At 68.0% G+C, this 14,398-nt stretch carries 10 protein-coding genes; 5 read left to right on the top strand and 5 right to left on the bottom strand.

The features are described 5' to 3' along the window. Nucleotide 1: 1 nt before the first annotated feature. Nucleotides 2–1,282 (top strand): TrbI/VirB10 family protein, encoded by a 1,281-nt coding sequence (locus AAFF27_12765; GenBank protein ID XAH26005.1) that lies wholly within the window; start codon nt 2–4, stop codon nt 1,280–1,282. Then, a complete protein-coding gene (locus AAFF27_12760; GenBank protein ID XAH26004.1) occupies nt 1,279–1,521 on the top strand; it encodes a DUF2274 domain-containing protein in 243 nt (80 codons plus the stop codon). The genes AAFF27_12765 and AAFF27_12760 overlap by 4 nt, the downstream gene beginning before the upstream one ends. Nucleotides 1,522–1,887: 366 nt before the next feature. On the opposite strand, the gene AAFF27_12755 is transcribed toward AAFF27_12760, so the two are convergent. Further along, nucleotides 1,888–2,658: a heparan-alpha-glucosaminide N-acetyltransferase gene (locus AAFF27_12755; GenBank protein XAH26003.1), complete on the bottom strand. Its 771-nt coding sequence runs from the start codon at nt 2,656–2,658 to the stop codon at nt 1,888–1,890. Nucleotides 2,659–2,838: 180 nt separating this feature from the next. Between AAFF27_12755 and mgtA the strand changes: the two genes are divergently transcribed. Further along, nucleotides 2,839–5,598: a magnesium-translocating P-type ATPase gene (mgtA, locus tag AAFF27_12750; GenBank protein XAH26002.1), complete on the top strand. Its 2,760-nt coding sequence runs from the start codon at nt 2,839–2,841 to the stop codon at nt 5,596–5,598. On the opposite strand, the gene AAFF27_12745 is transcribed toward mgtA, so the two are convergent. From AAFF27_12745 to xrtH, 3 genes are all read right to left on the bottom strand, one after another. After that, entirely contained in the window at nt 5,561–5,734 is a 174-nt protein-coding gene (locus AAFF27_12745) for a hypothetical protein (GenBank protein XAH26001.1), read from the bottom strand. The genes mgtA and AAFF27_12745 overlap by 38 nt on opposite strands. A gap of 2 nt (nt 5,735–5,736) precedes the next feature. Further along, complete coding sequence (locus tag AAFF27_12740; protein ID XAH26000.1) at nt 5,737–6,273, bottom strand: hypothetical protein; 537 nt, start codon at nt 6,271–6,273, stop codon at nt 5,737–5,739. A 120-nt stretch (nt 6,274–6,393) separates the two neighbouring features. After that, nucleotides 6,394–6,918 (bottom strand): exosortase H, encoded by a 525-nt coding sequence (xrtH, locus tag AAFF27_12735; GenBank protein XAH25999.1) that lies wholly within the window; start codon nt 6,916–6,918, stop codon nt 6,394–6,396. Between the two features lie 132 nt (nt 6,919–7,050). Between xrtH and AAFF27_12730 the strand changes: the two genes are divergently transcribed. Beyond that, nucleotides 7,051–7,827 (top strand): response regulator, encoded by a 777-nt coding sequence (locus AAFF27_12730; GenBank protein XAH25998.1) that lies wholly within the window; start codon nt 7,051–7,053, stop codon nt 7,825–7,827. A gap of 28 nt (nt 7,828–7,855) precedes the next feature. Continuing rightward, complete coding sequence (locus AAFF27_12725; GenBank protein ID XAH25997.1) at nt 7,856–10,147, top strand: ATP-binding protein; 2,292 nt, start codon at nt 7,856–7,858, stop codon at nt 10,145–10,147. Between the two features lie 105 nt (nt 10,148–10,252). On the opposite strand, the gene purL is transcribed toward AAFF27_12725, so the two are convergent. Beyond that, nucleotides 10,253–14,287: a phosphoribosylformylglycinamidine synthase gene (purL, locus tag AAFF27_12720; protein XAH25996.1), complete on the bottom strand. Its 4,035-nt coding sequence runs from the start codon at nt 14,285–14,287 to the stop codon at nt 10,253–10,255. Nucleotides 14,288–14,398 lie beyond the last annotated feature (111 nt).

The following is a 14,398-nucleotide window of genomic DNA, read 5'->3' as shown; positions in this document are numbered from 1 at the left end:
CATGAGTGACGAGACTCCCGACCTCGCCGCGCCGCATGCAGCGGGCAAGATCGCACCCGAGGCGGTGGCGCTACGCGCCCAGCCGCGCCCGGTCACACGCCTGAACCGGCGCACGCTGGCCATCCTCGCCGGCGGCCTGGCGGTCGCCGTGCTCGGTGCGCTGATGTGGTCGCTGCAACCGCAGCGGCGTGGTGCTGGTGAGCAGACCGAGCTTTACAACGTCGATCGCGTCTCCAAGTCCGAAGGGCTGGATGCGCTGCCGGCGGACTACTCCAAGCTGCCGCCGGCCTTGCCGCCCACGGTGCCCGAGCTGGGGCCGCCGCTGCCGGGCGATCTTGGCCCGGCCATCGTCAAGTCGCAGCAGCCGGTGACGGCCGCCTATGCGGCCCCCGGCCACGACTCGAACGATGCGCTGCGCAAGGAAGCCCAAGCGGCCGCGGGTTCATCGGTGTTCTTTCGCTCTGGCACGCAGAAGGCCGCGCCGGTGGCGCAGTCGCAGGCTACCGCCGCGCCGGGCTTCGCCGCCAATGCGGCGTTCGACCCGATGGCTGCCGGGCCAGCCTCCACGGCGGCCCAGCCTGCCGACCCGACGGCGGTACAGAACCGGCAAGACCAGAAAGAGGCGTTCCTGAAAGCCGGAAGTACGGAAACCCGCAATTCCGGCAATCTGACGCTGCCGGCCTCGCCATATCAGGTGATGGCCGGGACGGTCATCGCCGGGGCGCTGGTGACGGGCATCAAGTCGGACTTGCCGGGCGACGTGATCGCCACGGTGACGGAGCCGCTCTATGACACGGCTACCGGGCGCTTTCTGCTGATCCCGCAGGGTTCGCGCATCCTGGGCCGCTACAACAGCCAGGTCAGCTACGGGCAGAGCCGCGTGCAGGTGGTGTGGAACCGGATCATCCTGCCCGACACGTCTTCGCTCACGCTCGACAACCTGGTCGGAGCCGACCCGGCCGGCTATGCCGGGCTGGAAGACGACGTGGACTACCACTGGGGCCGCATCTTCGCTGGCGCAGCGTTGACCACACTGCTGGGCGTCGGCTCCGAGCTGGCCGCGCCCGAGAACCGCCAGGATGGCGACCGCATCATCATCGCCGGGCGTGACAGCGCGCAGGACAGCATCAATCAGGTCGGGCAGGAGATGACCCGGCGCAACATGAACATCCAGCCGACGCTGACCGAGCGGCCGGGCCTGCCGGTTCGCATCATCGCCAACCGCGACTTGGTGCTGCGGCCCTACCAGCCGTTGTTCTTCAACAAGGGGACTTCACGATGACGACGCGCAAGCTGCGGCTCGGCCCGCTGCCGAAAACCGAATCCACGAAGCTGACCTTTGCCTGCCCGGCCAGCCTGAAAGCCGACCTCGACCGCTACGCCGCGCTGCACGCGCAGGCGTATGGCGAGGCGGTCGATGCCGTGACGCTGATCCCGCACATGCTGGAAGCGTTCATCGCCGGCGACCGGGGATTCAGGAAGGCGGGGGCGAGCAAGGCGCCGCCGCCGAGGCCGAGTTGACGATGCAGACGCATCCACCATCCACCCGCAAGCGAAATCGCCGCCCACCGGCTGCGATTTCGCTTTGAGAGACCGCTTGCGACAAGCCACGGCTATGATGACAGTGCGACCTTGCCCGCTACGCCGCCCCTGGGCTTGCTACCGCGAAGCGCCTATGCGGCACCTAGCCGGAAAAGCAGCAAGAGCACACGATGGCCGAAATATGGCCTAACTTGTTGCCCCGTAAGACCTTTCGCACCACTACCTGTCTGCACTAAGGACTTGACAGCGGACATTTTTCATGCCCGCTGGAAAAGGGTGGTAGCTACCATATTAATAGCTATATGCCGGCGCCGGTATTGGGCTAAAGGCACTTTTCCCTTGGATTTAGCTACCACGCTGCCAGGCCGCCAGTAAAGCCAGCGCGCCCAGCAGCACCGGCTGGTGCAGCATGTACCAGGACAGGCTGTGGCGCCCCAGCCAGGCGAGTGGGCGCAGCGCGCCGCCGGCCTCTGCGCGCAGCCACTGCGGCCTTTGCCGCTGCACCCAAGTGCCGGCCGCCACGCCCCACCAGAGCACGCCCAGCCAGGGGAAGACCGGCACGTAGTCTTCGGTGATGGGTTTGTGCGTGATCCAACCCAGCCAGTTGAGCGCACGGCCATTGAAGACCGGCGCCAGCGCACTGCCCTGCAGCAGCGCATCGGCCAGCCAGGGCGAGGCGATGGCCAGCGCGCCCAATGGCCAGAGCCAGCCGCCGCCGCCCGCCGTGAGCCGCGCCACGATCAGCATCAGCGCCAGCCCGTGCAGCACGCCAAAGTAGATGAAGCTGCGCGGAAACAGCCACCAGGAACCGGCCGTGACCAGCAGCGCGCAGCCCGCCACCTGCGCCCAGCGGCGCCAGAAGCGCGCCCAGTCCTGGCCCTGCCCCACCGCCAGCGCCTGGCCCAGGCCGGCGCAAAACAGGAACAGGCTGACGATCGCCGTGCGCTGCCAGGTCCAGAACGGGTCGCCCAGGAAGTTCTGGCGCCAGAGGCCGTGGTAGCCCAGGTCAAAGCAGAAGTGGAAGGCGGTCATCCAGACCACCGCCGTGCCGCGCAGGGCATCGACCGCGTCGGCGCGGCGCTTGGTTACAGGGCCTGGGGATGAAAGAGGCAGCATGGCGGCGACGATAACCGAGGCCGGCCCGAGCCCTGCCCGAATCCTGCATTACCTCCGCTTCACCCGGCAACGGGCTTCCCGTCAGGTTCACGGCCTAGAGTGCAGCCCGGGCCCGGCCCGCCCGCCCCCAGGCGCCGATACCCAGCGGCATGGCACATAACGACAGGGAGCACGCTGCACATGACTCTCCTCCATGCTCTCAAGAGCTTCTTCGCCCGCTTCCTGATCAGCCGCGGCTTCTATCGTCACTTCCAGCGCCTGGCGTTGTTCGAATCGCTGGCCGGCACCAATGTGAGCCGCGAGATGCCGGCCTCGCTTGGCCAGACGCTGAGCGCGGCGGCGCACAGCGATGCCACGGCGCTGCTGCATTCGCTGGGCTCGCGCCCCGAGGGCCTGAGCCAGGACGAGGCCGAGGCGGTGCGCGCCGAGGTCGGCCCCAACGAGGTCGCCCAGGACAAGCCACTGCCCTGGTGGCAACACCTGTGGCAGTGCTACCGCAACCCGTTCAACCTGCTGCTGACGCTGCTGGCGGTGGTGTCCTGGCTGACGGAAGACACCAAGGCCACCATCGTCATCACCACCATGGTGGTGCTGTCCACGCTGCTGCGCTTCTGGCAGGAGTCGCGCTCCAACGATGCGGCCGACAAGCTCAAGGCCATGGTGAGCAACACCGCCACCGTACTGCGGCCCGATGGCGCCACCACGCCGGCCGAGGCCACGGCTGCCGTGCCGCGCCACAGCGGCGCGCTGCCGCGTGTGGAGGAACCGATCCGCCAACTGGTGCCGGGCGACGTGGTGGTGCTGTCTGCGGGCGACATGATCCCGGCCGACCTGCGCGTGCTGGCGGCCAAGGACCTGTTCGTGAGCCAGGCGGCCATGACCGGCGAATCGATGCCGGTGGAGAAATTTGCCGTGCCGCGCGGCGTTGTCGCCGGCAACCCGCTGGAGCTGGAGAACCTGCTGTTCATGGGCACCAACGTGGTCTCTGGATCGGCCACGGCGGTGGCCGTGGCCACTGGCGGACGCACCTACTTTGGCGCACTGGCGCAGCGCGTGACGGCGGCCGACCCGGCCGTCACCTCGTTCCAGGCCGGCGTCAACAAGGTGAGCTGGCTGCTGATCCGCTTCATGATGGTGATGGTGCCGCTGGTGCTGCTGATCAATGGCTTCACCAAGCATGACTGGCTGCAGGCCTTCCTGTTTGCGCTGTCGGTGGCGGTGGGGCTCACGCCCGAGATGCTGCCGATGATCGTCACCTCCACCCTGGCCAAGGGCGCGGTGGTGCTGTCGCGCAAGAAGGTGATCGTCAAGCGCCTGGACGCGATCCAGAACTTTGGCGCCATGGACGTGCTGTGCACCGACAAGACCGGCACGCTGACGCAGGACAAGATCTTTCTGGCGCGCCACACCGACGTGTTCGGCGACGCCTCCGACGACGTGCTGGAGATGGCCTACCTCAACAGCTACTACCAGACCGGGCTGAAGAACCTGCTCGACGTGGCGGTGCTGGAGCATGCCGAGGTCTACCGCGAGCTGGAGATCGCCACCGCCTTCCGCAAGGTGGACGAGATCCCGTTCGACTTCACCCGCCGCCGCATGTCGGTGGTGGTGGCCGAGCATGACGAGCACCACCTGCTGGTGTGTAAGGGCGCAGTCGAAGAAATCCTTGCCGTCTGCGACCACGTGCGCCACGGCGACGCCGCCGAGCCGCTCACGCCCGCGCTGCTGGAGCGCATCCGCGCCGTGACCGCCGCCCAGAACGAGGAAGGCCTGCGCGTGGTGGCGGTGGCCGTGCGCGAGATGCCGCCCGCGCGCGACACCTACGGCGTGGCCGACGAGGCCGGCCTGACCCTGGTCGGCTACGTCGCCTTCCTCGACCCGCCCAAGGAAAGCACCAAGCCCGCCATTGCCGCGCTGCACGCCCACGGCGTGGCCGTGAAGGTGCTGACCGGCGACAACGAGCGCGTCACCGCCAAGATCTGCCGCGAGGTCGGGCTGTCGATCGACGGCATGCTGCTGGGCGCCGACGTCGAGGCCATGGACGACGCCCGGCTGGCGCTGGCGGTAGAAGGCGCCAACGTCTTTGCCCGCCTCACGCCCACGCACAAGGAGCGCATCGTGCGCGCGCTCAAGGGCAACGGCCACGTGGTCGGCTTCATGGGCGACGGCATCAACGACGCGCCGGCGCTGCGCAGCGCAGACATCGGCATCTCGGTCGACACGGCGGTGGACATCGCCAAGGAAGCGGCCGACATCATCCTGCTGGAGAAGAGCCTGATGGTGCTGGAAGAAGGCGTGCTGGAAGGCCGGCGCACCTTCGCCAACATGCTGAAGTACATCAAGATGACGGCCAGCTCCAACTTTGGCAACGTCTTCTCGGTGCTGGTGGCCAGCGCGTTTTTGCCTTTCCTGCCGATGCTGCCCATGCACCTGCTGGTGCAGAACCTGCTCTATGACATCTCGCAGATCGCCATCCCGTTCGACAACGTGGACGCCGAGATGCTGCAGGCGCCGCAGCGCTGGCAGCCAGCCGAGATCGGCCGCTTCATGCTGTTCTTCGGGCCGATCAGCTCGGTGTTCGACATCACCACCTTCCTGCTGATGTGGTACGTGTTCCACGCCAACGCACCTGAGCACCAGACGCTGTTCCAGTCGGGCTGGTTCGTGGTGGGCCTGCTCACGCAGACGCTGGTGGTGCACATGATCCGCACGCCCAAGATCCCGTTCCTGCAGAGCCGCGCCGCGCCGGCGCTGATGATGGGCACGGCCATCATCATGGCCATCGGCATCTTCCTGCCCATGGGGCCGCTGGCCCACTACTTCAAGCTGGAAGCGCTGCCGCCCTTCTACTTCGTGTGCCTGGTGCCGATCCTGCTGGGCTACATCGGCCTCACGCAGGCGGTCAAGGGCTTCTATGCGCGGCGGTATGGGTGGCAGTAGCGCCCGGCGCACCGGCCTGCCGGGCACGCTCGGTCAGGGCGTTGATCCGCGCCAGCTCCAGCGCGGCTTCGTCCGGGCAAGGCCCGGCATCGAAGAAGGCGTGCCGTACATCGATGACGAGAATGGCTTGGTTCATGGTCACTGGCCGCCGTTCCACGTGACGACGAGCCGGCGCGTGGACTGCGGCACGAGGAGGAAGCGGATGCTGATGCCTGAGATCACCGCAGCGCAGGTATGCATCTGCGGCGGCTGGCCGAGGCCGGCGGATGGCGAAGTGCGCATATTCACGCGCAACTGATTGCCCCGCTCCACCGTAGAGGTGATCTGGTTGCCGGCACTGCCACAGAAACTGCTTTCAAAAATCGCAACCACCATGCTGCGGCGGAAGTCCAGGATCTCGTCCGCTGCCGGGATTTCGGCGTACTGGTCGCCCGGATACTTCTGGAAGAAGGCATCCCAGTCGGCCTTGGACCTGATCAAGACCGGCTCCGGCGTATCCATGGTTTCGCCCGTCGGCGGGACATACCAACCGCCCAGCGGGTAGTAGTTGATCGCCGTCCCGGCTTCACGCGTTCCCTCGGGCAGGTGCTCGGCCCGGGCCACCTGCTGCGCGGCGAGCGCGATGGAGGCCAGCAGCAACAGCCGGCCGAGGACATGAAGTGTTTGTCTATGCATGCGCACTCCTCTGTAGAACCGGGATTGCGGGTCTATCAAAATAGATAGCAACATGCCGGCGTACCACCTGCATTTCAGGCAACTTTTAACCTGAAACGCAGGCAGCACGCCGGCATAAAGCTATGTATTCAATAGCGCTTGTTTGTCATCAGCGGCCGCCGGCGCGGCTTGCCGGGCCACGCTGCGCGCCCACAGCAGCCATACGGCCAGCACGTCGAGCATGATCAGCGCCTGCCACAGGTACTCGTGGGCGAACTGGAACAGCTTGTCGCTCCACTGGCCCAGGTAGAACAGGCTGACCACCCGCACCACGTTGAGCGCCTGCACCGCCACCATGCCGATGGCCAGGCCCTGCAGCTTCTGCCGCCACGAGGCCGGGTAGGCCACGATGGCGGCGAACAGCACGATGCAGGCCTCCACGCCATTGCAGCCGGGCTCGATGGATACGCCAAAGCCGGTCTTGGCGTCCCACAGCACCTTGCCCATGGAGGTGACGTTGGGGTCGAACCAGATCACCAGCCCGGCGCAGGCGCGCGCCAGCAGCGTGGTCCAGGGCAGCACGAAGTGCTGCTGCACGGGCTGCAGCAACTCGATGCCGAAGAGCGACAGCTGCACCGTCAGGAAGATGGCAAAGAAGCGAAGCATGGGGCGCAAGCGTAACGCAAGCCCGTTAGCGCGGGCGGATGTGGCTTTGCCGCCGCATCCAAAAGCTTTCCGGGAACGGACAATACGGGCCGCCACTCGCAACAGCTGTGTCCGCTGCGGCAATACTTCCTCATGTTCTCCCCGCCTTCGTTGCCATCCGACAGCACGCACATTCTGCTGATCGACGACAACCTCGATGAGCTGCGCCTGCTAGCAGACATCCTGCGCAGCGCCCGCTACCGCCTGAGCGTGGCGCTGGACGGTGCCCAGGGCTACCACCGCGCGGTGGCCTCCCCTCCTGACCTGATCCTGCTGGACGTGAGCATGCCCCGCATGGACGGCTTTGCCACCGCCCGGCTGCTCAAGGCCCACGCGGCGACGGCCGCGGTGCCCATCATCTTCCTGTCGGCCGCCAGCACCTTGGAGGAGCGGCTGCAAGGCCTGCGCGTTGGCGGCGTGGACTACGTGCTCAAGCCCTTCGACGCGGAAGAGGTGCTGGCGCGCATCCAGGTGCACCTGACCCTTGCCGGCAATAGCGCGCCGCTCCCCAAGCAGGTCGCGGCCCCCGAGGGCGACGACGCCGACGCGGTGTTCGTGCGTGCCGCCATGCGCTACCTCACCCTCAACCTGCGCAGCGAACACAGCCTGGACAGCGTTGCGCACGCGGTCGGCACGCATTCCAAGCGGCTGTCACGGGCTTTCCGGGCGCAGCTGTCGCAGACGGTGTTCGAGTTCCTGCGCCAGGAGCGCCTGCGCGAGGCGCAGCGCCTGCTCAGCCAGACATCGCTGGGCGTGCTGGACGTTGCGGCCGAGGTCGGCTTTGCCAGCGCGGCCAACTTCGCCACGGCCTTTCGCGAGCAGGTCGGCGTGACCCCGACCGCCTACCGCCGCCAGAGCGCGCGGCGCTAGCGCGCGCAGTTCTTCCCGGCCTTTACAAATGCAACGGCAGATGCAGATGCGGCGCGGCATCGTCCTGATGTGGTGGTGCCTGCTGGCAGCCATGCCTGCCAGCGCGCAGGCGGCCATCGACGTGCTGCACCTCAGCGGGCAGGAAGCCTGGCCGCTGTCCCTGGCGCCTGCCCTGCGCATGCTGGAAGACCCGGCAGGCACGCTCACGGCCGAGGCGGCCCGGCAACTGCCGGAACAGCCCGGCCCAGACGCACCGCCCCAGGCCTTCCACCCTGCCCAAGCGGTCGACCTGGACGCCGGCTTTACCTCGTCCGCGCTGTGGCTCAGCCTGCGGCTGGCCAACGATGGGCCCCGCTCCCTGCAACTGGTACTGGCGCCGGGCACGGCCACGCTGCAGCGTGTCGATTACTACCTGCTCCGTGGGGACGACTGGTCGTCCCACGCCGCTGGCGCCGGTGTCGCCACGCCTGCGGGCAACGCGACCCGCCTGCCAACGCTGAGCCTGGAGCTGCAGCCGGGCGAGCAATTGCGCGTGCTGGCGCGGGTGCGCAGCGCCTCGGCCATCCAGCTGCGGCCCCAGTTGTTCGACGCACAGGCCTTCACGGCATCCGAGCAGCGCATGCTGCTCTGGGACGGCCTGCTGCTGGGCGGCCTGCTGGCCGGGACCTTCTGCGTGCTGCTGTACTGCGCGCTGTCGCGCAATTCCAGCCTTCTGCTGCTGGGCGGCATCTGCCTGCTGATCGCGCTGCACGAGGCGTCTCAGCGCGGCTACACCAAATGGCTGCTCTGGCCGCAATCGGATGCCTTTGCCGCACGCGCCGTGTTTGCCTTCGGCGGCCTGGCCGTGGTGCTGGCCGTGGCCTATATCCATGTGCTGGCACGGCGCCAAAAAATGCGTTTCCCCGGGGGCCGCGTGCTGCTGGCCCTGGCGCTGGCGCAAGCCCTGGCAATGGGCGTGGCGATGTTGCTGGGCCCGGACATCGCTGCGCGCATCAGCGCCTACGGCAGCACGGCCATCGGGCTGGGCCTGCTGGCCAGCGCCCTCGCCTTCCTGCGCGGCAAGCCCTATGGCGGCAAGCTGGTGGTGGCCACGGCCGTCTTCCTTGGCCTGCAGGCCCTGCTGCGCCTGACGGAGATGAGCGGCCGCACTCACCTGCTGTCCACGGATCTCGAGGCCCATCCGGTGTTCGCGCTGATGGGCCTGTTCTTCCTGCTGAGCATGGGCGTGGGCTGGATCTACCTGCTGGGACGCCAGCGCCAGCAAGCCCATGCCGAGCTGCTGGATTTCCAGTTGAGCGAGCAAGAGCGCCTGCGCGACGAGGTGGCGCGCCAGACCCAGGCGCTGCACCAGTCGCTGGAAGAAACCCGCAAGGCCCACGAGGAGCAGACCCGCACCCTGGCCTATGTCGGCCACGACCTGCGGGCGCCGCTGGTCACCGTCTCTGGCCACGCGCGGCGCCTGCTGGAGCTGGTGCCGCCCGAGCTGCTGCCGGGCGTGCGCGCCATCGAGCGCAGCGCGCAATACCAGTTGTCGCTGATCGACGAGCTGGTGAACTTTGCCCGGGACGAGCTGCAATCCCTGCGCATCCAGCCCGTGGCCACCGACATGTGGCAGTTGCTGCAGGACATCCAGCAGTACGCCAGCGTGCTGGCCTTGCAGCAGCACAACCGCTTCACGCTGGACGCCGCGCCCGGCCTGCCGGCCACCTTGCAGGTCGACAGCCGGCGGCTGCAGCAGGTGCTGCTGAACCTGATCACCAACGCCGCCAAGTTCACCCGCAACGGCAGCATCCAGGCCCAGGTGCGCGGCGAGCGCCTGGACGACCAAGGGCGCTGGCGCCTGCACTTCTGCATCAGCGACTCGGGCATAGGCATAGAGGCGCAAGACCAGTCGCGCATCTTCAACGCCTTCGAGCAGTTGCAGCCCAGCCCCGGCAGCGTCGGCCTGGGCCTGTTCATCGCCCGCCGCATCGTGCAGGCCATGGGCGGCGAGCTGCGGCTGCGCAGCGCCTCGGGCCAGGGCAGCGCCTTCTTCTTCGAGCTGGAGGCCCAGGCCCCCAATGGTGAACTGGCCGCCCCTCAGCCGCCCACCATCCCGATGGCGCCGCGCCCCCTGCCAGCCTTCACCCGCCTGCCCAGCGAGGAAGCCCGCGCCGAGCTGGCGCAACTGGCCCGCGAAGGCCAGCTCACCGCGCTGGAAGACTGGACGCTGCGCCTGTCCGACCAGCACCCCGAGCACCGCGACTTCTGCAACGCCGTGCTCGCCGCCCTGGAAGAACTGGACTTCGAGCGCGTCCAGGCGCTGGCTGCAGCTAGCTAGCCCCCTGCCAAGGGCACCGTGGATCTGGCTTTGCCAGTCCGCTGGTGCCGTCCCCGGAAGGGGGTTGGCGAAGACACGAAGTGCGAAGCCTGGGGGTGAACTAGATCAATCGACCCACTTGCGCGCATTGCGCCAGATCTGCGACCACGGGCTCAGCGCGCTGCGGTCACCGCCGCTCCAGCTCATCTGCACGTTGCGGAACACGCGCTCGGGGTGCGGCATCAGCGCGGTGAAGCGGCCGTCGGCCGTGGTCACGCCGGTCAGGCCGCCGGCGCTGCCGTTGGGGTTGAACGGGTACTGCTCGGTGGCCTGACCAGCGTTGTCCACGTAGCGCAGGGCGGCTACGGCGGTAGCCGGGTCGCCTCGGTAGGCGAAGTTGGCATAGCCCTCGCCATGCGCCACGGCGATCGGCAGGCGCCAGCCGGCCATGCCTTGCAGGAACAGGCTGGGCGACTCCAGCACCTCGACCATGGACAGGCGTGCCTCGAAGCGCTCGCTCTGGTTGGTGGTGAAGCGCGGCCAGGCGGCGGCGCCGGGAATGATGTCGGCCAGCTCGGCAAACATCTGGCAGCCGTTGCAGACGCCCAGGCCGAAGGTGTCGCCACGGCCGAAGAAGGCCGCGAACTGGTCCGACAACTGGGGATTGAAGGTGATGCTGCGCGCCCAGCCAATGCCGGCGCCCAGGGTGTCGCCGTAGCTGAAGCCGCCGCAGGCCACCACGCCACGGAAATCCGCCAGCGCGGCGCGGCCGGATTGCAGGTCGGTCATGTGCACGTCTACTGCCTCGAAGCCGGCGGCGTCGAAGGCATAGGCCATTTCCACATGCGAATTGACGCCCTGCTCGCGCAGGATGGCCACGCGCGGCCGCGCGCCGATGATGGCGGGCGCCTGTGGTGCGGCCTCGTAGCCCGGGCAGTGCCAGTGCAGGCCTGGGTCGGCCGGTGCGCCGGCAGCGGCGTGCTCGGCGTCGGCGCAGGCCGGGTTGTCGCGCTGCTGGTTGATCTTCCAGCTGACCGCGTCCCAGACCTGGTGCAGGTCGGCCAGCGTGGCGCTGAACACCGACTTGGCGTCGCGCCAGACTTCAATCTTGCCCTTGCCCGCATCCATGGCGGAGCTTTCCGGCCGCGTCTTGCCAACGAAGTGGCTGTGCTTGGACAGGCCGTGCGCGCGCAGGGTCTGCATGACCTCGTTGCGCTCGGCCGTGCGCACCTGCAGCAGCACGCCCAGCTCTTCGCTGAACAGCGCCTTGAGCGTGAGTTCTTCGCGCCGCGCGCTGACCTGCTGCGCCCAGTTCTTGGCGTCGCCGGTTTCCATGCGGCTGTCGCTGATGCCGTCGCCTTCGGTGACCAGCATGTCGACATTGAGGGACACGCCCACGTGGCCGGCAAAGGCCATTTCCGTCGCCGCGGCAAACAAACCGCCGTCGCTGCGGTCGTGGTAGGCCAGCAGCTTGCCTTCGGCGCGCAGTGCGTTGACCACGTTCACCAGCTTGACCAGGTCTTGCGGGTCGTCCAGGTCGGGTGCCAGGTCACCAGTCTGGCCCAGCGTCTGCGCCAGGATCGAGCCGCCCATGCGGTGTTGGCCGTGGCCCAGGTCGATCAGCACCAGGGTGGTGTCGGCCTCAACGGCATCCAACTGCGGCGTGAGCGTGCCGCGCACGTCGGCCAGCGAGGCAAAGGCGGTGACGATCAGGCTGACCGGCGAGCTGACCTTCTTCTGCGCGCCCTCTTCCGTCCATTGCGTGCGCATGGACAGCGAATCCTTGCCCACGGGGATGGAAATGCCCAGCGCCGGGCACAGCTCCATGCCCACGGCCTTGACGGTGGCGTAGAGCGCCGCGTCTTCGCCGGGCTCGCCGCAAGCGGCCATCCAGTTGGCAGAGAGCTTGACGCGCGGCAGCTCGATGGGCGCGGCCAGCAGGTTGGTGATGGCCTCGGCCACCGCCATGCGGCCGGAGGCCGGCGCGTCCAGCGCGGCCAGCGGCGTGCGCTCGCCCAGGGCCATGGCCTCGCCGGCAAAACCGGCGTAGTCGGCCAGGGTCACGGCGCAGTCGGCCACCGGCACCTGCCAGGGGCCAACCATCTGGTCGCGGTGCGTAAGGCCGCCCACGGTGCGGTCGCCAATGGTGATCAAGAAGCGCTTGGAGGCGACGGTGGGGTGCGACAGCACGGCGATGGCGGCCTGCTGCAGTTCCACGCCGTTCAGGTCCAGCGGCTTGAAATTGCGGGCGATGGTGCTGACGTCGCGCAGCATCTTGGGCGGCTTGCCCAACAGCACGTCCATGGGCATATCCACCGGCTGCTCGCTGGCCGGCGCGGTGGCGTCCACCACCAGCAACTGGCGCTCTTCGGTGGCGGTGCCGACCACGGCAAACGGGCAGCGCTCGCGCTCGCAGAACGCGCGGAACTGCTCCAGCGACTCTGGCGCAATCGCCAGCACATAGCGCTCCTGGCTTTCGTTGGACCAGATTTCCTTGGGCGCCAGGCCGGATTCCTCCAGCGGCACGGCACGCAAGTCAAAGCGCGCGCCGCGGCCAGCGTCATTGGTCAGCTCGGGGAAGGCGTTGGACAGGCCGCCGGCGCCCACATCGTGGATCGCCAGAATCGGGTTCTGCGCGCCCTGCGCCCAGCAGTGGTTGATGACCTCTTGCGCGCGGCGCTCGATCTCGGGGTTGCCGCGCTGGACCGAGTCAAAGTCCAGCTCGGCCGCATTCGCGCCCGTGGCCATGGAGCTGGCGGCGCTGCCGCCCATGCCGATGCGCATGCCCGGGCCGCCAAGCTGGATCAGCAGCGAGCCGGCCGGGAACTCGATCTTCTTGGTCTGCCCCGCGTCAATGCTGCCCAGGCCGCCGGCGATCATGATCGGCTTGTGATAGCCGCGGCGCAGGCTGTCCACATCGCTGGCAACCGTCTGCTCGTATTCGCGGAAGTAGCCCAGCAGGTTGGGCCGGCCAAATTCGTTGTTGAAGGCAGCACCGCCCAGCGGGCCCTCGGTCATGATTTGCAGCGGGCTGGCGATGTGCGCCGGCCGGCCGAAGTCTTCTGCCTCGTCAGGCCACAGGCGCGACACGGTAAAGCCGGTCAGGCCGGCCTTGGGCTTGGAGCCGCGGCCGGTGGCGCCTTCGTCGCGGATCTCGCCGCCCGCGCCGGTCGATGCGCCCGGGAAGGGCGAAATCGCCGTGGGGTGGTTGTGCGTCTCCACCTTCATCAGCACGTGCTGCAGGGAACTATCTTTTTTATAGCTAGAAGCCCAGGCTGCACCTGGGCTAGAGGCACTTTTTGCCAAAAATCGCTCGACGGTGTGGCCTTCCATCACCGAGGCGTTGTCCGAATAGGCCACCACCGTGTGCTGCGGCGCCAGCTGGTGCGTGTTGCGGATCATGCCGAACAGGCTCTTGTCCTGCGCCACGCCGTCGATCGTGAACTGGGCGTTGAAGATCTTGTGGCGGCAGTGCTCGCTGTTGGCCTGGGCGAACATCATCAGCTCGACATCGGTCGGGTTGCGCTGCAGGCCGGTGAAGGCCTTCACCAGGTAGTCGATCTCGTCTTCTGCCAGCGCCAGGCCAAACTGCACATTGGCCTGCTCCAGCGCCTGGCGGCCACCGCCCAGCACATCGACATGCGCCATGGGCGCGGGCTGCAGCTCAGTGAACAGTGCGGCGGCCTCGGCCCGGTCCAGAAAGGCGGATTCGGTCATGCGGTCGTGCAGCAGCGTGGCAATGGCCACGGTCTGCGCATCGTCCAACTGGGCCTTGCCCAACAGCGGCTTGCTCAGCGTGACGCGGTACTCGACCAGGCGCTCGACCCGGCGCAGCGCCAGGCCGCAGTTGTGGGCGATGTCGGTGGCCTTGGAAGCCCACGGCGACACCGTGCCCAGGCGCGGCGCCACGACGATGGTGCTGCCGGAATCCGGGCCGCTGTACGGATCGCCATAAGTCAGCAGCGCGGCCAGCCGGCTGCGCTCGGCATCAGACGGCGTGGCATCCGACAGCACCAGGTGCAAAAAGCGCGCGGCAATGCCGCTGATGCGCGGGTGGATCGCCTGCAGCTGCGGCAGCAGCTGGCGCGCGCGGAAGTCGCTCAGGGCGTTGCCGCCATCGAAGGAAGTGATGGCGGGCGAGGTCGGAGTCGGCTGGGTCACGGGGGCGGCCTTGGGGGTCTGCGGGAAGCGGTACGGGGCCTCGTAGCTGGCCGCTGAATGGGGCCGGCACGGGCGCTGCGTGAAAACCCGGGATTCTAGCGGTGGCGCCAT

The sequence above is a fragment of the Xylophilus sp. GW821-FHT01B05 genome, from assembly GCA_038961845.1.
Taxonomy (GTDB): Bacteria; Pseudomonadota; Gammaproteobacteria; order Burkholderiales; family Burkholderiaceae_C; genus Xylophilus.
This window is presented reverse-complemented; position numbering and strand designations above follow the sequence as displayed.

Bases quoted from the DNA above. Each gene is read 5' to 3' on its own strand.
- AAFF27_12760 (XAH26004.1), top strand. From the start codon at position 1,279: ATGACGACGCGCAAGCTGCGGCTCGGCCCGCTGCCGAAAACCGAATCC.
- mgtA (XAH26002.1), top strand. From the start codon at position 2,839: ATGACTCTCCTCCATGCTCTCAAGAGCTTCTTCGCCCGCTTCCTGATC.
- xrtH (XAH25999.1), bottom strand. From the start codon at position 6,918: ATGCTTCGCTTCTTTGCCATCTTCCTGACGGTGCAGCTGTCGCTCTTC.
- AAFF27_12765 (XAH26005.1), top strand. From the start codon at position 2: ATGAGTGACGAGACTCCCGACCTCGCCGCGCCGCATGCAGCGGGCAAG.
- AAFF27_12745 (XAH26001.1), bottom strand. From the start codon at position 5,734: ATGAACCAAGCCATTCTCGTCATCGATGTACGGCACGCCTTCTTCGAT.
- AAFF27_12730 (XAH25998.1), top strand. From the start codon at position 7,051: ATGTTCTCCCCGCCTTCGTTGCCATCCGACAGCACGCACATTCTGCTG.
- AAFF27_12740 (XAH26000.1), bottom strand. From the start codon at position 6,273: ATGCATAGACAAACACTTCATGTCCTCGGCCGGCTGTTGCTGCTGGCC.
- AAFF27_12755 (XAH26003.1), bottom strand. From the start codon at position 2,658: ATGCTGCCTCTTTCATCCCCAGGCCCTGTAACCAAGCGCCGCGCCGAC.
- AAFF27_12725 (XAH25997.1), top strand. From the start codon at position 7,856: ATGCAACGGCAGATGCAGATGCGGCGCGGCATCGTCCTGATGTGGTGG.